The organism is Kumtagia ephedrae (genome assembly GCF_003012745.1).
In the GTDB taxonomy this organism is placed as follows: domain Bacteria; phylum Pseudomonadota; class Alphaproteobacteria; order Rhizobiales; family Rhizobiaceae; genus Kumtagia; species Kumtagia ephedrae.
On the sequence record NZ_PXYK01000043.1, the window covers coordinates 13961 to 31960 of the forward strand.

Annotated in this window: 15 protein-coding genes and 1 tRNA gene; 7 read left to right on the plus strand and 9 right to left on the minus strand. The window is 65.3% G+C overall.

Going from position 1 to position 18000, the window contains the following annotated elements; genetic code table 11:
- Positions 1-122: 122 nt before the first annotated feature.
- From C7I84_RS27540 to prfA, 3 genes are all read right to left on the minus strand, one after another.
- Positions 123-971, minus strand: a complete 849-nt coding sequence (locus tag C7I84_RS27540) for a DUF4167 domain-containing protein (protein ID WP_425351414.1) — start codon at positions 969-971, stop codon at positions 123-125.
- Positions 972-1245: 274 nt separating this feature from the next.
- Positions 1246-2139, minus strand: a complete 894-nt coding sequence (gene prmC, locus C7I84_RS27545; RefSeq protein ID WP_106775421.1) for a peptide chain release factor N(5)-glutamine methyltransferase — start codon at positions 2137-2139, stop codon at positions 1246-1248.
- Complete coding sequence (gene prfA, locus C7I84_RS27550) at positions 2132-3211, minus strand: peptide chain release factor 1 (RefSeq protein WP_106775422.1); 1080 nt, start codon at positions 3209-3211, stop codon at positions 2132-2134. The genes prmC and prfA overlap by 8 nt, the downstream gene beginning before the upstream one ends.
- A gap of 70 nt (positions 3212-3281) precedes the next feature.
- On the opposite strand from prfA, the gene C7I84_RS27555 reads away from it, so the two are divergent.
- Complete coding sequence (locus C7I84_RS27555) at positions 3282-4142, plus strand: DUF3800 domain-containing protein (protein WP_106775423.1); 861 nt, start codon at positions 3282-3284, stop codon at positions 4140-4142.
- Positions 4143-4308: 166 nt separating this feature from the next.
- On the opposite strand, the gene C7I84_RS27560 is transcribed toward C7I84_RS27555, so the two are convergent.
- The 3 genes from C7I84_RS27560 to C7I84_RS27570 all read right to left on the minus strand — a co-directional run bounded on the left by C7I84_RS27560 (position 4309) and on the right by C7I84_RS27570 (position 8244).
- The gene (locus C7I84_RS27560) at positions 4309-4551 is read right to left on the minus strand and encodes a type II toxin-antitoxin system prevent-host-death family antitoxin (RefSeq protein ID WP_106775424.1); all 243 of its coding nucleotides are present in this window, start codon (positions 4549-4551) and stop codon (positions 4309-4311) included.
- Between the two features lie 70 nt (positions 4552-4621).
- Complete coding sequence (gene ptsP / locus C7I84_RS27565; protein ID WP_106775425.1) at positions 4622-6892, minus strand: phosphoenolpyruvate--protein phosphotransferase; 2271 nt, start codon at positions 6890-6892, stop codon at positions 4622-4624.
- A gap of 77 nt (positions 6893-6969) precedes the next feature.
- On the minus strand, positions 6970-8244 hold the full coding sequence (locus C7I84_RS27570) for an aspartate kinase (RefSeq protein ID WP_106775426.1): 1275 nt from the start codon (positions 8242-8244) through the stop codon (positions 6970-6972).
- A gap of 341 nt (positions 8245-8585) precedes the next feature.
- Between C7I84_RS27570 and C7I84_RS27575 the strand changes: the two genes are divergently transcribed.
- Both C7I84_RS27575 and C7I84_RS27580 read left to right on the plus strand, forming a co-directional pair.
- A tRNA-Arg gene (locus C7I84_RS27575) sits at positions 8586-8662 on the plus strand.
- A 234-nt stretch (positions 8663-8896) separates the two neighbouring features.
- Complete coding sequence (locus C7I84_RS27580; protein ID WP_106775427.1) at positions 8897-9118, plus strand: hypothetical protein; 222 nt, start codon at positions 8897-8899, stop codon at positions 9116-9118.
- 702 nt (positions 9119-9820) lie between these two features.
- Here the strand turns inward: C7I84_RS27580 and C7I84_RS27585 are convergent.
- The 3 genes from C7I84_RS27585 to C7I84_RS30230 all read right to left on the minus strand — a co-directional run bounded on the left by C7I84_RS27585 (position 9821) and on the right by C7I84_RS30230 (position 12489).
- A complete protein-coding gene (locus C7I84_RS27585) occupies positions 9821-11683 on the minus strand; it encodes a calcium-binding protein (protein ID WP_120785135.1) in 1863 nt (620 codons plus the stop codon).
- 223 nt (positions 11684-11906) lie between these two features.
- Complete coding sequence (locus C7I84_RS27595; RefSeq protein WP_106775430.1) at positions 11907-12116, minus strand: hypothetical protein; 210 nt, start codon at positions 12114-12116, stop codon at positions 11907-11909.
- Between the two features lie 226 nt (positions 12117-12342).
- A complete protein-coding gene (locus C7I84_RS30230) occupies positions 12343-12489 on the minus strand; it encodes a hypothetical protein (RefSeq protein WP_165816247.1) in 147 nt (48 codons plus the stop codon).
- A gap of 428 nt (positions 12490-12917) precedes the next feature.
- Between C7I84_RS30230 and C7I84_RS27605 the strand changes: the two genes are divergently transcribed.
- From C7I84_RS27605 to kdpC, 4 genes are all read left to right on the plus strand, one after another.
- The gene (locus C7I84_RS27605) at positions 12918-13007 is read left to right on the plus strand and encodes a K(+)-transporting ATPase subunit F (RefSeq protein ID WP_106775432.1); all 90 of its coding nucleotides are present in this window, start codon (positions 12918-12920) and stop codon (positions 13005-13007) included.
- A gap of 24 nt (positions 13008-13031) precedes the next feature.
- Positions 13032-14735, plus strand: a complete 1704-nt coding sequence (kdpA, locus tag C7I84_RS27610; protein ID WP_106775433.1) for a potassium-transporting ATPase subunit KdpA — start codon at positions 13032-13034, stop codon at positions 14733-14735.
- 212 nt (positions 14736-14947) lie between these two features.
- Entirely contained in the window at positions 14948-17017 is a 2070-nt protein-coding gene (gene kdpB, locus C7I84_RS27620; RefSeq protein WP_106775435.1) for a potassium-transporting ATPase subunit KdpB, read from the plus strand.
- Positions 17018-17028: 11 nt separating this feature from the next.
- A complete protein-coding gene (kdpC, locus tag C7I84_RS27625; protein WP_106775436.1) occupies positions 17029-17601 on the plus strand; it encodes a potassium-transporting ATPase subunit KdpC in 573 nt (190 codons plus the stop codon).
- Positions 17602-18000: the final 399 nt, after the last annotated feature.

Genomic DNA, 18000 nt, shown 5'->3' on the forward strand with positions numbered 1-18000 from the left:
TTGAACCCGATATGGGTATTGTCGCAACAGCGCTCAAGGCACTTTGATCCGCGCCGAAAAAGAAAGGCGGCGAAGGCATTTCACCTTCGCCGCCTTGTTTTTCGGAAGCTGGGATCGTGGGCTCAGCCCTCGGCCGGCGCTGCCTCTCCGTCGCCGCCCTCCGGCGCCGCCGTATCGGCCGCGGCCCGCCGCGGGCGGCGGCCGCGTCGCGGCTTCTCCTGCGGCTCCGGGGTCTCGGTTACTGCGGCGGCCAGCGACTCGGCCGCCTGCGGCTGCTCGGCGGGTGCCGGCGCCGCTTCGGCGGCAGAAGCCTGTGCCTCTTCCGTAGCCTGCTCCGGCCTGGGGGCGGCGGCGCCATTGCCGTTCACCGCGTTGTTGTTGTGCGGGCGGCGCCGGTCGCGGTGGCGGCCGCCACCCGAATGCTGGCCGGCCGGCTCGCTGTTCAGCGCCACCTCGGCGGGCACGCCCTCGATGATCGGCTGCGGTCCCGAGCCGTTCACAGGCTGCGCCTGCTGCTGCGGCTGCTGTTGCTGGGCCGGTGCCTGCTGCGGGGCCGGCGCATGCGTCTCGCCGCCGTTGACCCCGCCTTCGAAGCCATAGGAGGCCTCGTCGAGATCGTCGTCGAGATCGTCGCGGGTCGTCTGGATTTGCTGGGAAGCGAACTGCGCCTGGGCGGCGGCGATGATGCGGTTGTAATGTTCCGCGTGCTGGAGATAGTTCTCCGCCATGACGCGATCGCCGGAGCTCTGGGCATCGCGGGCAAGCGTCGCGTATTTCTCCGCGATCTGCTGCGCCGAGCCGCGGATCTTCACGTCCGGGCCGTTACTCTCGTAATTCCGCGTGAGGGGATTGGGTCCTCTGCGGTTGTTGTTGTTATTGTTGTTATTGCCGCCGCCGCTATTGTTGCGACCGCGCATGCGTCTGTTCTGCTGTTGTGGCCTCATCAGACTCTCTTCACTTAGAAAAATCATTCACGAACGGGTGGCTTCGCAAGCCGTCCGGTTCGTAGTCCTCCGACGGTGTTCGCCCGCATAGGCTGCGTTGGCGTCACATGCCATCCTGTTCGGTGTCCATGACACGATCCGGACGATCCCCGTTACGAAGCGCCAGCATCGTTTTGCGCGAGTAGGCAGTCTGTTTCTCAGGGAACCGAACTGTTCAGAGCACTGCCTGCTTCGTCTCATCCGGTGGCCGGACCCTATCCGCATTCTTCCGGATTGCCAAGCGATATTTCCACGGCTTCCGTCAAGTACCTGCTTTCCCTGGACTTGCAGAGGCGAAGATCAGAACGCGATCGTTGCCGCCGAGATCTTTCGCCGAACCGCTCGCTTCCAGGCCCGCGGCGAGGAAGATCGCCGTAACATCCTGTTTCTGGTCGAAACCGATTTCCACACCGATTCGGCCGTCTGGGTCGATGAATTCCGGTGCTCGGCGGGCTATCTGTCGGTAGGCATCAAGCCCGTCCGGACCTCCATCGAGCGCACTCGGCGGCTCGAAATCGCGCACGTCCCGCGCCAGGCCGGCAATACCGTCGCTGCGTATATAGGGCGGGTTGGAGACGATTACATCCCATCGCCCCGAAACATTTTCGAACCAGTCCGAGCAGAGCGGCGTGAAGCGGCCGGCAAGGCCCAGATCGCCTGCGTTCTGCACCGCCGTGGCCAAGGCGCCCTCGGAGCGGTCGACGCCCATGGCGGTCGCTTCCGGCACCTGCGACAGCAACGCCAGCGCGATGGCGCCCGTGCCGGTGCCGAGGTCGAGGATGCGGCAGCGGCTATGGCGGCGGACGACCTCGCGCACGAACGGCAGCATCGAATCGACCAGCGTCTCGGTGTCCGGCCGCGGCTCCAGCGTCGCCGGCGAGACCAGCAGGTCGAGGCCGTGGAAGCCGCGCCGGCCGATAATGCGGTGCACCGGCTCTCCATTCCGCCGCCGCTCGAAAGCCGCCCACACCCGGTCGGCGAACTCGCGCTCGACCCGCCGCTGCGGCGCGGTGATGGCGTCGGCGCGGGTCGTTCCGGTGAAATGCTCGACCAGCAGCCTGGCGTCCAGTGCCGGATCTCCCACGCCCGCCGCGGCGAACATCTGGCGGCCGGCGCGCAGCAGGTCGTCCAGCGTCGTCGGACCGGAATCAGCCATGCGTCCCGGTTTCAGCAAGCAGCCTCGACTGGTGGTCGGAGATCAGGGCGGAAATCACCTCGTCCAGTTCGCCCATCATCACCCGGTCGAGCTTGTAGAGGGTGAGATTGATGCGGTGGTCGGTCAGCCGGCCCTGCGGGAAATTGTAGGTGCGGATGCGCTCCGAGCGGTCGCCGGACCCGACCTGCAGCCGCCGTGATTCGGAGCGCTCCGTCGCCGCCTTGGTGCGCTCCATGTCGTAGAGGCGGGCCCGCAGGATCTGCATGGCGCGCGCCCGGTTCTGGTGCTGCGATTTCTCCGCCTGCACCACCATGATGCCGGTCGGCAGATGGGTGATGCGAACGGCCGAATCGGTGGTGTTGACGTGCTGGCCGCCGGCACCCGATGCCCGCATCGTGTCGATCCGGACGTCCTCCGCTCGAATCTCGATGTCCACCTCCTCGGCCTCCGGCAGCACCGCGACGGTCGCCGCGGACGTGTGGATGCGCCCGCTCGCCTCGGTATCCGGCACGCGCTGCACGCGGTGCACGCCCGATTCGAACTTCAGATGGGCGAAGACGCCTCGCCCCGACACCGTGGCGATGATCTCCTTGTAGCCGCCGGCCTCACCCTCGCTGGCCGATTCGACCTCGACGCGCCAGCCCTTCGCGGCGGCGTAGCGCTCGTACATGCGGAACAGGTCGCCGGCGAACAGCGCCGCCTCGTCGCCGCCCGTGCCGGCGCGGATTTCCAGGATGGCGTTGCGCTCGTCCGCCGCGTCCTTGGGCAGCAGCAGGATCTGGATATCCTTCTCAAGGCCCTCGATCCGTTCCTCCAGATCCGGAAGCTCGGCCTCCGCCAGCGCCCGCATCTCCGCGTCGGTGGCCTTGTCGGCGAGCAGGCCGGCGAGGTCGGCATGCTCGCGCTGGGCAGCGCGCAGTCCCCTGATCTTGTCGACCATCTCCTGCAACTCGGCATATTCGGAGGCCATCTTCACATAGGCGTCCGGCTCCGGCCCCGCCGACATCTGCGCTTCGAGCATCTCGAAGCGCTTGACGACCTGGTCCATGCGGTCTTGGGGAAGTGGGGTCATACCAATTTCAAAGGTTGTAAGTGTCTGGGGTCGATTGCTTCCAGCGATCCGCACCGCTAGGGCATCGATTATGAGCTGGGCGCTATTTATCGACGAGTCAGGCCAAGATCAAAGGCAATCGCCATACGAGGTTCTCGCCGGCCTCGCGGTCGAGGATCGACAGATTTGGCCCTTGATCCGACAGTTGTCGGATGCGCAAGAACATCACTTCGGCATGCGCCTATTCGATGCTTACGGCAACGAAGCCAAAGCTCAAAAACTACTGGATCGGCGAGCTTTCAAGCATGCAGCGCAGCTTAGTACGATCCCGCAGGGGAGGAGGCGTCAACTGGCCAAGGAAATTCTGGAAGACGGTACGGCGGTTACACGCGAACGGCTGACCGCTCTGGGTCAGGCGAAGATTGCTTACTGCTCGTTCGCGCTGCATCTGGCACGACAGCATGGCGCTCAGGCCTTTGCCTCCATCGTGCCGCAGTCCGCGCCCAGGCCGGAAAAATCGACGTCGCTCCGCAAGGACTACGCCTATCTGTTCGAGCGCTTCTATGCGTTTCTCGGCACCAAAACGGATGGCCCGATGGGATATCTGGTGTTCGATGAACTAGACAAAAGCGCCAGCCATGTCCTCCTTGGCCAAGTCGCAAGCTATTTTATCAAGACCCGCGCCGGTCGCGCGCGATCCCGGCTCATCATCCCCGAGCCCTTCTTCGTGCATAGCGATCTCACAACGTTGGTACAGCTTGCCGATATAATCGCCTACGCGATCAGTTGGGGCTTACGGCTGAAAGGCATGACCAAAGAATGCCGCAAGGAACTGGCGCCCGTGGTCCGGGAGGTGCTGGCGCTGCGGTTCCGGCATGAGACGGAGACCAGGACGGTATGGGGATACAAGGTTATCGACGACCTTCGTCCCGCGCCTGCCCAGATGGCATAAAGAAAAAGGCAATGTCCGCGTTCCCGCGTCCAAAGCCTCCACTTGCCATATGTGCATGCTGTCGTCGCTAGTCAAGTACAAACCAACCTTGGCTGCCATGGGCTCTTCGTCCATTGCATCTACAGCGGTATGCTCAACGCCGGTTGAAGCTCTTCGAAGCCCATCTTCAGGGCTTGGCTTCGTACGCTTCCAACGCCGCTTCTATCTCTCCGGCCAGTTCGTCCGGCACATCGGCGGCCGTCCAGGCCTGCCGTGTATCGCCGCGGCGGACGAGGCGCTCATAGTCTTCGATGCTCATCAGCACGAAGCGCGGCTTGCGGTGCTGCGTGATCGCGACGGGTTCCCTGCGCGCCAGATGCGTCACGTCGCCGATTTTCTGGGTGAGTTCGACGGTGCTGAATTCGCGCATGGCTCGATCAATCCATTTATATGGATAATATCCATATATTCTGGATATTCAAGCATCGGGTTGCGACTGCCTACAGCGGTATCCCCCGATCGTCCGCAAAAGTCTGCAGCAGCGCGCGCATCGGCAGCCGGGCGCTGTTCCCGGCGAGGTTCTCGTCGATGAAGGCGGTGAGCTCGCCGACCGGCAGCTCCGTCAGCATCGCTTTCACAGGGCCGATCGACGCCGGCGACATCGAGATCGAGCGATAGCCGAGCCCGACCAGCGCCATTGCCGAGATCGGCTTGCCGGCCAGCTCCCCGCACAGCGTCACCGGCCGGTTGGCGCGTTTTCCCGCCTCCACGATCCGGCGCAGCACCCTGAGGAACGGCACCGAAAGCGGATCGAACCGGTCGGCAAGCTGGCTGTTGCCGCGGTCCGTCGCCATGACGAACTGGAACAGGTCGTTCGACCCCACCGAGACGAAGTCCACCGCCTCCATCAGCTCGTCGAGCTGGAACAAAAGCGACGGCACCTCGAGCATGGCGCCGATCTTCAGGCTGGTCGGCAGCAGGTGGCCGAAGCGCGACAGGTGCCTGACCTCCCTGTCGATGATCTCGCGCGCCTGCGCCACCTCGCCGAGCTCGGTCACCATCGGCAGCATGACCTTGAGCTCGTGCCCGCCGGCGGCGCGCAGCAGCGCCCGCATCTGGGTGCGCAGCAGCCCCGGCCGGTCGAGGGTTAGCCGCACGGCGCGCCAGCCGAGCGCCGGGTTCTCCTCCTGGCCGGCCCCCTTGAAATAGGGCAGCACCTTGTCGCCGCCGATGTCGATGGTGCGGAAGGTCACCGGCTTGCCGCGGGCGATGTCGAGCACGTCGCGGTAGAGCCGCTCCTGCGCCTCGGCGCGCGGGAAGGTGGCGGCCACCATGAACTGCAGCTCGGTGCGGAACAGGCCGATGCCGGCCGCGCCCGAATCGGCAAGCTGCGGCAGGTCGACGGCAAGCCCGGCATTCATCAGGAGGTCGATGTGCACGCCGTCCTTCGACGTGGACGGCTTGCTGCGCAGCTCGCGATAGAGCTCCTGCCGGCGCGCCCGGAAGCGCACCTTCTCGGCATAGGCGGATTCGACGTCGGGCTGCGGCCGCAGGTGGACCGCCCCGTCCTCGCCGTCGGCGATGATGGCGTCGCCGTTCTCCGACATGGAGACGGCGCCCTTGAGCTGGCCGACCACGGGGATGCCCATGGCGCGCGCCACGATCACTACATGGCTGGTGATGGCGCCATCCTCCAGCACGACGCCGCGCAGCTTGTCGCGTGGATAGTCGAGCAGCTCGGCCGCGCCCATGGAGCGGGCGACGATGATCGAATCCTTCGGCAGCGCCGCCGCGACGTCGTCCGGCGAGCGGCCGAGCAACTGGCGCAGCAGCCGGTTGGCGAGGTCGTCGAAATCGCTCATGCGCTCGCGCATATAGGGGTCGGTCATGTGCAGCATGCGCGCCCGCATGTCGCTCTGCACCTTCTCGACCGCCGCCTCGGCGGTGAGGCCGTTGCGCACCGCCTCCTCCAGCCGCCGCACCCAGCCGCGGTCGTTGGCGAACATGCGGTAGGCCTCGAGCACGTCGCGGTGCTCGCCCTCGAAGGCGACCTCACGGCGCGACAGCATGTCGTCGATCGACAGCCTGAGCGAGCCCAGCGCCGCGTCGAGGCGCCGGATCTCCGCTTCCGAATCCTCGTTGAACAGGTTGGTGACGACGATGCGCGGCTCGTGCAGCACGACATGGCCGAGCCCGACGCCGTCGTTGAAGGCGACGCCGGTGAACGACACCGGCCGTCTCAGGTCGAGCTCCATGCCCGGCCGCGACAGCCGGGCGAGGTCGCCGGTGGCGATCATCTCGGCGATCACCATGGCGGTGGTCTCGAGCGCCTCGACCTCGTCGTCGCGGTAGGTGCGCATCGTACGGTTCTGCACCACCAGCACGCCGAGCGTGCGCCCGGCCCGAAGCACCGGCACGCCGAGGAAGGAGTGGTAGATCTCCTCGCCGGTCTCCGGCAGGTAGGCGAAGGCCGGGTGCTCCTGCGCGTTGGACAGGTTGAGCGGCCGCGCGCTCGCCGCGATGGTGCCGACAAGACCCTGGCCGAGGCGCAGCTGCGCCAGGTGCACCGAGCCCGGGTTCAGGCCCTCGGTGGCGTAGAGTTCCAGCACCGAGTCGGCGCGCAGCACGTAGAGCGAGCAGACCTCGGCGACCATGTTCTTGGCGATGTCGCGGACGATCTGGTCGAGCCGCTCCTGCGGCCCGAGCGGTTCCGCCATGAGCTCCCGCAGCCGTCTCAGCAATACGCGTGGCCCTACGACCGAATCACGCATCTGGGCTCCGTTCCAAACAGGCATCGGCGGCCCGGCCGCCGGCCTGGCCGCGAATCCTTCGCCGGATATCTTCCGTCCTAATGCTTATCGAGGCCGTAGACGGAATGCAAAGTACGAACCGCCAGTTCCGTGTAGGCGCCGTCGATCAGGATGGAAATCTTGATCTCGGAGGTCGTGATAGCACGGATGTTGATGCCCTTTTCCGACAGCGCCCGGAAGGCGGTGGCGGCGACGCCGGCGTGGCTGCGCATGCCGATGCCGATCACCGACACTTTCGACATGCCCTCGTCGTGCTGCAGCACGTCGAAGCCGACCGTCGCCTTGCCCTTCTCCAGCACGTTGAGCGCCTTGGCGACGTCGCCCGACGGCACGGTGAAGGTCATGTCGGTGAACTTGCCGTCCTCGGAGATGTTCTGGACGATCATGTCGACATTGATGTTGGCCTCGGCCAGCGGGCCGAAGATGCCGGCCGCGACGCCCGGGCGGTCGGCGACGCGTCGCAGCGAGATCTGCGCCTCGTCCTTGGCATAGGCGATACCGGTGACGACTTCCTGTTCCACGATTTCATCCTCGTCGCAAATCAGCGTTCCGGGCGGGTTGAGAAGGTCGCCCATGCCCGGCGCGTCGGGGTCCTCGAAGGAGGAGCGCACGAAGGTGCGCACCTTGTGCACCATGGCCAGCTCGACCGAGCGCACCTGCAGCACTTTCGATCCGAGCGAGGCCATCTCCAGCATTTCCTCGAAGGAGATGCGGTCGAGCCGCCGCGCCTTCGGCTCGATGCGCGGGTCGGTGGTGTAGACGCCGTCGACATCCGTATAGATGTCGCAGCGGTCGGCCTTCACCGCCGCGGCGATCGCCACCGCCGAGGTGTCGGAGCCGCCGCGCCCCAGCGTCGAGATGCGGTTGTCCGGCGCCAGCCCCTGGAAGCCGGCGATGACGGCCACCTGGCCCTCGCCGAAGCGCTTGATCAGGAACGAGCCGTCGATCTCGGCGATGCGCGCCGCCCCGTGCGCGCCGTCGGTGCGGATAGGGATCTGCCAGCCCTGCCAGGAGCGGGCGTTGACGCCCATCGACTGCAGCGCGATCGAAAGCAGCCCCGACGTGACCTGCTCGCCCGAGGCGACGATCGCGTCGTATTCGCGCGCGTCGAAGAACGGGCTGTTGGCGCCGGTCGCCTTCGGCATGCCCTGCACCCAGCCGACCAGCTCGTTGGTCTTGCCCGACATGGCCGAGACGACGACCGCGACCTCGTGGCCGGCGTCGACCTCGCGTTTGACGTGCCGCGCCACGTTGTGGATGCGGGCGAGGTCGGCGACGGAGGTCCCGCCGAACTTCATCACGATGCGCGCCATGGATAAGCGGGTGCCCCGTTCGACTGTCCTGGGCTCGCAGAAGCCTTGGAATGATGGTGTTTTGGCGGCGCTGTCGCGCGCTCCGCCGATGCGCGGCCTCCATATCCAAAACGCCCCGCTTCCGCAAGGCCGCCCTTGCCGGCTGCTGAGGCCCGACCGACTGAAGCACCGGGGCGCCCCGCGCCCTTACCCCCTCCCGTGGCCTTCGTCGTTCGTCAGGCCGGAAGAGAGGTGTTGTCCCTCAGGCTGGAGGAGATGAAACTGCAACAATGACCCGCGTCGCACAGCGCGACGGAAACAGTTGGCGAACGCGGCCAAAGCGGTTATGTGTCGTGCCGGCTGGTCCCGTAGCTCAGTAGGATAGAGCGGCAGATTCCTAATCTGTAGGTCACAGGTTCGATTCCTGTCGGGATCACCAGCAAATCAAATGGTTGGCGGGTAGCTTACCGCTTGTCACGTTACTGGCTTGATCGCAGACGTCTATGGCATTGGATCGTTCGTCTGCGAGTGCTTGGCGGCTGCGGACGGTCGATCAGTTTAAGGGCCTCCCACGCGATACGGATTGCCGTCGCTTTGCCCAGCAAGGGGACTTGCATCTGCACGCCGCCGACGCGAAAACATTTCCGTTCTAACAAACAGGCGGAGGGGAATCGTGACGGAACGACCGAACTACAACCGACAGCACGTTGCATCCGGGACGGTGATCTCTGGAAGTGGCGACGGCCGATTGACTGTCGGCGATCTGAGAGACGCAATCGCCGAGTTGCCGGACGATGCCGAAGTAATCTTTGGGCCGTGCAACCATGGCGAGCCGCAGACCTTCTACCGCTTCAAGACGCGTGGCGAAAATCTGCTCTCAATCGAGTTTGGATAATCTTGATCGAATTTGAATAATATCAAAGTGATCGGAGCCAGCAGGCTGCAGACCCGCTCTCCAAAATGACATAAGCGGACTTGGGAGGCCTTCTCTAAGATGCTTCGACGAAAAACGGCAGCGGTCTCTTGTCTCCTTCTGCTGATGCTTGTGGGGGAGGCGGTCGGAGAACGAGTAGGGGATTGGCGGATCGGTTTCGGGCAAGGCTACGCTGAATATCGGCTCCAGCATGGACCCGGCAATGAACTCAACATCAGCTGCGACACTGGCGTCAAACAGTATGGTGTAGCGCTCTTCATGAGCATTCGGGACCGCCCTCCCCCTCCTAACTCAATCGTCCGGGCAGTCACGGACGACGAAGAATATCAGATCATGATTAATAGCCAAGGAATTGGCGAAATTGATTGCCGGGCATGCGCTGACAACTTCCGCGAGATGTTCGAAAGTCTGAAAAATTCGGACCGTCTCACTCTGATTTTTGCCGATGGTCGATCTGTGACCTTCCGGTCCAAGGGTGGGCGAGCTGCATTCAAACGCAGCCAGTGCAAGATATGGTCAGTTTCCGAGCCGCCACTGCGATAGCCAGAGCGGACGCAACTGTGTGGCCCTATCCCGAAACGCACAGCTTAGCGGGCGTAGAGGTTTGCGGGACAGGTGTGAGACAGGGCAACTTCGGCCGCCGAGGTTTTTGCTACTCAATGCTCACGCCACCGCAAAATCCGCATTGGTGAGCGACAGACCTGGTGTCAGCCTGGCGAACAGAACGCCGCCGCCGGCCGCGCTGCCGTTGGCGTCGTAGTAGAGTTCGCCCGTATCGGTCTCGTAGATGATGCGGTCTGAAGAATCCTGCGCCAGCCCGGTGGTGTTGGCCCGGAAGGCGGCCGCCGACAGCACGCCTGGCGCCAGCGCCGTGAAGATGGCGTCCGACAGGAGGAAGCGGTCGTCCACGGCCTTGAAGTCGGCGATGGTGTCGACATTGCCGCTGCCGAGCGCCGTGGCGAAGACGAAGGTGTCGGCGCCGCCCAGGCCGCGCAGCGTGTCGTTGCCGCCCTTGCCTTCCAGCCGGTTGGCGCCGGCGTTGCCGGTGATCGATTGCGCGAACTCGTTGCCGGTCAGGTCGACGCCGGCCTTGCTGCCGGACGAGGTGGTCGCCATAACCTCGACATGCACGCCGGTGCCGAGCCGGTAGTCGACGCCGGCCGAAACGCGATCCGCCGTGCCGTGCGAGGCGGCTTCGACGATAACGGCGCCGGCATTGTAGACGATGTAGCTGTCGTTGCCGGCAAGCCCGCTCAGCCGGTCGGCGCCGCCCACGCCGCCGTCATGCAGCACGTTGGCGCCGGCATTGCCGGTGATCGATTGCGCGAACGCATTGCCCGTCAGGTTCAGCGCGGCGGTGCTCACGGTGCTGGTCGTCCTCATCACCTCGATGGCCGATCCCGCCTTGAGGACGTAGCTGGTGCTGGCGAAAAGCGTGTCGTTGTCGCCCTGCACGAAATCGTCGACGACGTCGGCCGCATTGTCGACGAAGTATTGAGTTGCGCCGTCCCCGCCGGACATCGTGTCCGCTCCGCTGCCGCCGTCGAGGATGTCGTTGCCGGAGACGCCGTTCAGCCGGTCGGACCCGGCGCCGCCATAGAGCCGGTCGATGCCGGCGTCGCCCAGCAGGATGTCGTTGCCGTCCTCGCCATAGCCGTAATTGCTGCCTCCGCCGACGCGAAGCTCGTCATTGCCGCTGCCGCCATGGATGGTGTCCGCGTCGACGCCGCCGTCGATCCGGTCATTGCCGGCGCCGCCGCGCAGCGTGCCGCCGCCGTCGCGGCCGAAGATGAAGTCGTCGCCGCCGCCACCATCGATCACGTCGAGCCCGGCGCCGCCGTCGAAAAAATTGGCGTTGTCGTCGCCGGTGAGCGTATCGGCGAAGGCGGAGCCGGCGACGTTCTCGATCGATGAGAAGCGGTCGCCCGCCGCATGGCCTCCGCTCGCCGCGCCGGTGGCCAGATTGACCGTCACCCCGAGGTCCGACGTCGAATAGTCGGCGATGTCGGTCCCCTCACCGCCGATCAGCCTGTCCGCGCCCTTCCCGCCCTGCAGCCGGTCGTCGAGGAAGCTGCCGCGCAGCGTGTCGTTGCCGACATTGCCGATGAGCACGAGGCTTGCGCTGGACCCCTGCATGACCCGCCCCATCAGCGTGTCGGGTGTCAGCATCGCAAACGATTCCAGGGTGACGCCGCCCCGTTGCGTCCATAGACCGTCGAGCGCGAACGTCACATGGGCCCATTGCTTGCTGGCGCCGGTTTCATCCGCGAGATAGCAGTTGACGGCGCTGACGTTGCCGCGCAGGTCCTCTTCGCCGGTCGGCTCGATCCCGTTGCCCGTGGCGATGAAGAGCAGGCGCTTGGTATAGTCGACGACGCCGTCGACATAGCGCTCGAAATAGAACCGTCCCGTGGTGCCGGCATTCTCGCTGCGGGCCTGTTCGACGGAATAGGGCGCCGTGCTTGCGAAGATGCTGTTGGTGTCGACGCCGCCGGGGTCGTCCACGGTGATCGTCACTGTGGTCATCGGACACTCCTGAGCTGATCATCTGCCTGCCGCCGGACGATCATGCCATGCAACGTCCGGATCGGCCAGAAACCGTCCGCGGGCGCGATTGCGGCGACTGCCGGCCGCGGCGGTTACGTGTCGTGCCGGCTGGTGCCGGAGACAAGGATTGGGGCACATGCACATCCAATGGCTGGCCCGACTTGTTGCGGGGCGGTAGGCAGCCACGATTGGCGAACTCGGATTAGGCGCCGAGATACCGCAAGATGCCGAACAGAACACCGCTCCCCGCAAGCAGCAGGGCGATAAGCGTCGCAAAAATCCCGATCATTTGCCAGGTCGAAGGCAGGCCCGTAAGCTTGTCCTTCATCTCAGCGAGGTCGATCCGGATCGCCTTCAGATCCGTTCGGACCTCTTTCATGTCGGCTTCCAGCCGTTCGACGCGCGCTTCCATACATCAGATGTATCGTCGCCACCGCCACCTTTCAAGCGAGCGGGGAATTGACGGACGTTTGAACCACGGTCTGGCTCATGTGCGCTCATTCTTGCCCGCCCATTCAGCAACCTTGTCGCCTGCGTAATTCTTAACGTAGCCACAGTTGCCGCACGCCACGGCATAGGTGACGAGGTGGTATTGTAACTTTTCATCCGGAAAAGTTGATCTCAAGGCTTCTTGCATTTCACCTTTTTGGGATCGCGGCGCGCAAAGAAAGCCTGCCAATTTTTTGTACCGCATTCAGGACAATGGCGAGCCAGTGACGCGCGTAGTTCTCAACATCATCTGTCGTGACAGTCAAAGCTTCGATATCAGATGTATCGGGCCCCATCACCCCCTCCGCTGGGAACCAGGTTGCGACCCGGCAAGCTCATCGCAAGACTGTCGCAACCCGCGCTCGCACGCAAGCTCTTCCCCCCAGGTAAGGGAATGCTTAAGCTGAAAATCAGGGATTGTAGGAAGCGGGTGCCGTTCCAGACGCCACCGATCTTTATAAAATTCCTATTTCTTTCCCCTGCCGCCTGTCTCGAACCTTTATGCGGCTCGCGACCATATTCCCGCCGACGCTGCCCCCTGCCATCCGGCCGCGGGCAGGCGGAGCTTGCCGGGTCGTCAACGCGGCCGCCCGCATCGCAAGTCTCCGAAGCTTCACCAGGGAGCCCATGGAAATGGACGCAATCATGATCGGGATAGGCATCGTCTTCTTTGCCCTGTCCTTCGCCTACACCAGCCTGTGCGACAGGCTTTGAGGAGGCCGCCATGCTCATCGACTACATCCTCGGCGGCGCGGTCACGCTCTTCCTCCTCGTCTATCTGACCTACGCCCTCGTCAGACCCGAACGCTTCTGACGTTCGCTTTCGAAAGCCATTCCCATGACCTTCAACGGATGGATCCAGATCCTCGTCTTCTGCGGGATCGTCGTTCTGCTGGTGAAGCCGCTCGGCGGCTACATGACCCGCGTCTTCTCCGGCGAGCGCACGCTGCTGTCGCCTGTGCTCGGCCCGCTCGAGCGCCTGCTCTACGGCGCCGCCGGGACGAGCGAGCGCGACGAGCAGCACTGGACGACCTACGCGGCCGCCATGCTGTTCTTCAATCTCGCCGGCTTCCTGCTGCTCTATCTGCTGCAGCGCCTGCAGGGCTCCCTGCCCTTCAATCCCGCGGGGATGGGCGCCGTCGGCCCCGAGCTCGCCTTCAACACCGCCGTCAGCTTCGTCACCAACACCAACTGGCAGAACTACGGCGGCGAGAGCACCATGTCGTATCTGACCCAGATGGCCGGACTGACGGTGCAGAACTTCGTCTCCGCCGCCACCGGCATCGCCATCGCCGTGGCGCTGATCCGCGGCTTCGCCCGGGCTTCGGCCAAGACGGTCGGCAATTTCTGGGTCGACATGACCCGTGCCACCCTCTACGTGCTCCTGCCGCTCTGCATCGTTCTCACGCTGGTCTACGTCTATCTCGGCGTGCCGCAGACGCTCGGCGCCTATGTCGATGCCGCCACGGTAGAGGGTGCCCGGCAGACCATCGCCCTCGGGCCGGTCGCCTCGCAGCTCGCCATAAAGATGCTCGGCACCAATGGCGGCGGCTTCTTCAACGCCAACTCGGCGCATCCGTTCGAGAACCCCGACGCCATCTCCAACCTGATCCAGATGGTGTCGATCTTCGCCATCGGCGCCGCCATGACCAACGTCTTCGGCCGCATGGTCGGCAACGAGCGCCAGGGCTGGGCCATCCTCGCCACCATGGGCGTGCTGTTCATCGCCGGCGTCGCCGTCTGCTACTGGGCGGAGGCCACGGGCAATCCGCTCGTCCATGCGCTCGGCCTGGAAGGCGGCAACATGGAGGGCAAGGAGACCCGCTTCGGCATCGCCTCGTCCGCCCTGTTCGCGGCCATCACGACCGCCGCCTCCTGCGGCGCGGTCAACGCCATGCATGGCTCCTTCACCGCGCTCGGCGGCCTCATCCCGCTCATCAACATGGAGCTCGGCGAGGTCATCGTCGGCGGCGTCGGCGCCGGCTTCTACGGCATCCTGCTGTTCGTCGTGCTGGCGATCTTCGTCGCCGGCCTGATGGTCGGCCGCACGCCGGAATATCTCGGCAAGAAGATCGAGGCCAAGGAGGTCAAGATGGCGGTGCTCGGCATCCTGTGCCTGCCCGCCGCGATGCTGATCTTCACGGCGATCGCCGTGGTGCTGCCGACCGGCGTCGCCTCCATCGGCACGCCCGGCCCGCACGGATTTTCGGAGATCCTCTACGCCTACACGTCTGGCGCCGCCAACAACGGCTCGGCCTTCGGCGGGCTGACCGGCAACACGCCCTGGTACAACATCACCATCGGCCTCGCTATGCTGATGGGCCGCTTCCTCATCATCATCCCGGCCCTGGCGATCGCCGGTTCGCTGGTGATGAAGAAGAGCGTGCCGGCCTCGGCGGGCACCTTCCCGACCGACGGCGGGCTGTTCGTCGGGCTGCTCACCGGCGTCATCCTGATCGTCGGCGGCCTGACCTTCTTCCCGGCGCTGGCGGTCGGCCCGATCGTCGAGCATCTGGCGATGCTGCTCGGGCAGACCTTCTGAGACCCGACCATGGTCCGGCCGCCAGTCCCGTCCCGCGGCAAGCGGCGTCCTCCTCCCGACGAGGAGGACGCGACGCCACCCGCCTTCCCGACGGCATCCACCTTCCTGCTGATAGCCGTCGCGCTGATCGCATTGTGGCTGCTCTCCGGCGGACTTCAGCACCTCCTCGGCTGGCCGGACACACACAGAACCTACGAAGCTGGAGCTTCACGATGAGCCATTCCAAGACCGCGAGCATCATGGATGCCCGCATCCTCGTTCCCGCCCTGGGCGACGCTTTCCGCAAGCTCGATCCCAGGAGCCTCGCCCGCAACCCGGTGATGTTCGTCGTCGCCGTGGTGTCGGCGCTCACCACCATCCTGTTCCTGCGCGATCTGGCCACGGGCGGGGAAAGTCTCGGCTTCTCCTTCCAGATCGTGCTGTGGCTGTGGTTCACGGTGCTGTTCGCCAATTTCGCCGAGGCCGTTGCCGAGGGCCGCGGCAAGGCGCAGGCCGACTCGCTGCGCAAGACCCGCACCGAGACGCAGGCCAGGCTGCTCGCCAATGGCGACCGCGCCAGGTTCAAGCTGGTGCCGGGCACCAGCCTGAAGGTCGGCGACGTCGTCATCGTCGAGGCGGGCGACATCATCCCCTCCGACGGCGAGGTGATCGAAGGCGTCGCCTCGGTCAACGAGGCCGCAATCACCGGCGAATCCGCGCCCGTCATCCGCGAATCCGGCGGCGACCGCTCGGCCGTCACCGGCGGCACGCAGGTGCTGTCCGACTGGATCAAGGTGCGTATCACCGCGGCCGCCGGCTCGACCTTCATCGACCGCATGATCTCGCTGGTCGAGGGCGCCGAGCGCCAGAAGACCCCCAACGAGATCGCCCTCAACATCCTGCTCGCCGGCATGACGCTGATCTTCGTGCTGGCCACCGCCACCATCCCGAGCTTCGCCTCCTATGCCGGCGGCTACATCCCGGTGATCGTGCTGGTGGCGCTGTTCGTCACGCTGATCCCCACCACCATCGGCGCGCTTCTGTCGGCCATCGGCATCGCCGGCATGGACAGGCTGGTGCGCTTCAACGTGCTGGCCATGTCCGGCCGCGCCGTCGAGGCCGCCGGCGACGTCGACACGCTGCTGCTCGACAAGACCGGCACCATCACGCTCGGCAACCGCCAGGCGACCGAGTTCCGCCCGATCCGCGGCGTCGGCGAGCAGGAGCTGGCGGACGCCGCGCAGCTCGCCTCGCTCGCCGACGAGACCCCGGAGGGCCGCTCGATCGTGGTGCTCGCCAAGGAGAAATACGGCATCCGCGCCCGCGACATGGGCAGCCTGCACGCCGCCTTCGTGCCGTTCACGGCGCAGAGCCGCATGAGCGGCGTCGATTTCGACGGCTCCTCCATCCGCAAGGGCGCCGTCGACGCGGTGCTGAAGCACATCGACGAAACGGTCACCGCCGGCGGCAACCGCGTCGGCGGCGAGGCGATCCGCGACATCCGCTCCATCGCCGACGAGATCGCCAAGGCCGGCGGCACGCCGCTGGCGGTGGTGCGCGACGGCCGCCTGCTTGGCATCGTCCACCTCAAGGACATCGTCAAGGGCGGCATCCGCGAGCGCTTCGCCGAATTGCGCCGCATGGGCATCCGCACGGTGATGATCACGGGCGACAATCCGATGACGGCGGCGGCCATCGCCGCCGAAGCCGGCGTCGACGACTTCCTCGCCCAGGCGACGCCGGAGAACAAGCTGTCGCTGATCCGCGAGGAGCAGGCCAAGGGCAAGCTGGTCGCCATGTGCGGCGACGGCACCAACGACGCCCCGGCGCTGGCCCAGGCCGATGTCGGCGTCGCCATGAACACCGGCACGGTGGCGGCGCGGGAAGCCGGCAACATGGTGGATCTGGACAGCGACCCGACAAAACTCATCGAGATCGTCGAGATCGGCAAGCAGCTTTTGATGACGCGCGGCGCGCTGACCACCTTCTCGATCGCCAACGACATCGCCAAATATTTCGCCATCATCCCGGCGATGTTCCTGGCTTTCTACCCGCAGCTCGGCGCGCTCAACATAATGGGTTTGGAGACCCCGCAGAGCGCCATCCTGTCGGCCATCATCTTCAACGCGCTGATCATCGTCGCGCTGATCCCGCTGTCGCTGAAGGGCGTGAAGTACCGCGCCATCGGCGCCGGCGCGCTGTTGTCGCGCAATCTGCTCGTCTACGGCCTCGGCGGCATCGTGGTGCCTTTCGTCGGCATCAAGGCGATCGACATCGCCATCACCGCCCTCGGCCTCGTATAAGGACCGCTCCCATGCTGAAACAGCTCAGACCCGCGATCGTCATGATCGTCGCCCTCACCGCCATCACCGGCCTCGTCTACCCGCTCGGCATGACCGGCATCGCCCAGGCGCTCTTCCCCCATCAGGCCAATGGCAGCCTGGTGGAAAAGGACGGCACGGTGGTAGGCTCGGCCCTGATCGGCCAGGCATTCACCGGCGAGCGCTATTTCCACGGCCGCCCGTCCGCCGCCGGCGACGGCTACGACGCCGCCTCCTCGAGCGGCTCCAATCTCGGTCCGACCAGCGCGAAGCTGATCGAGCGCATCAAGGCCGACACCGACAAGCTGAAAGCGGAGAACCCGCCCGCGCCGGTGCCGATGGAACTGGTGACGACCTCCGGCAGCGGGCTCGACCCGCACATCTCGCCGGACGCCGCCTATTTCCAGGTGCCGCGAGTCGCCAGGGCCCGCGGCATGGACGAGGCGGCGCTGCGCGCGCTGGTCGACAGTCATGTCGAGGATCGCGAGCTTGGTTTCCTCGGCGAGCCGGTCGTCAACGTGCTGCAGTTGAACTTGGCGCTGGATGCTGCGCAATCTGCCCAGTAACAAACGAGGCTGTTTGCTATGTGGGCCGTTCCTTGAGGCAGCGTTCCTTCGCACCCCCCTCTGTCCTGCCGGACATCTCCCCCGCAAGGGGGGAGATTGGCAGTTTCCATCGTTTCGCCAATCGTCGACGCGGGCGATTGGCGAAAGCAAGGCGGCAGTCCAATCTCCCCCCTTGCGGGGGAGATGTCCGGCAGGACAGAGGGGGGTGCGAAGGAACGCTCGCCTTCAAGGATATCATCGCCGCGAGATGTCTCGCCGTTTCTGGCAATTGCCCTGCCGCCGCCAGCGTCGCATGACCGGCCAGGAGCGCTCCCATGCCTGACGACGATCACGCCGATATAAGGCCCTCCCCCGACGCGCTTCTGGAGCGGGCCGAGCGCGAGACCCGGGGCCGCCTGA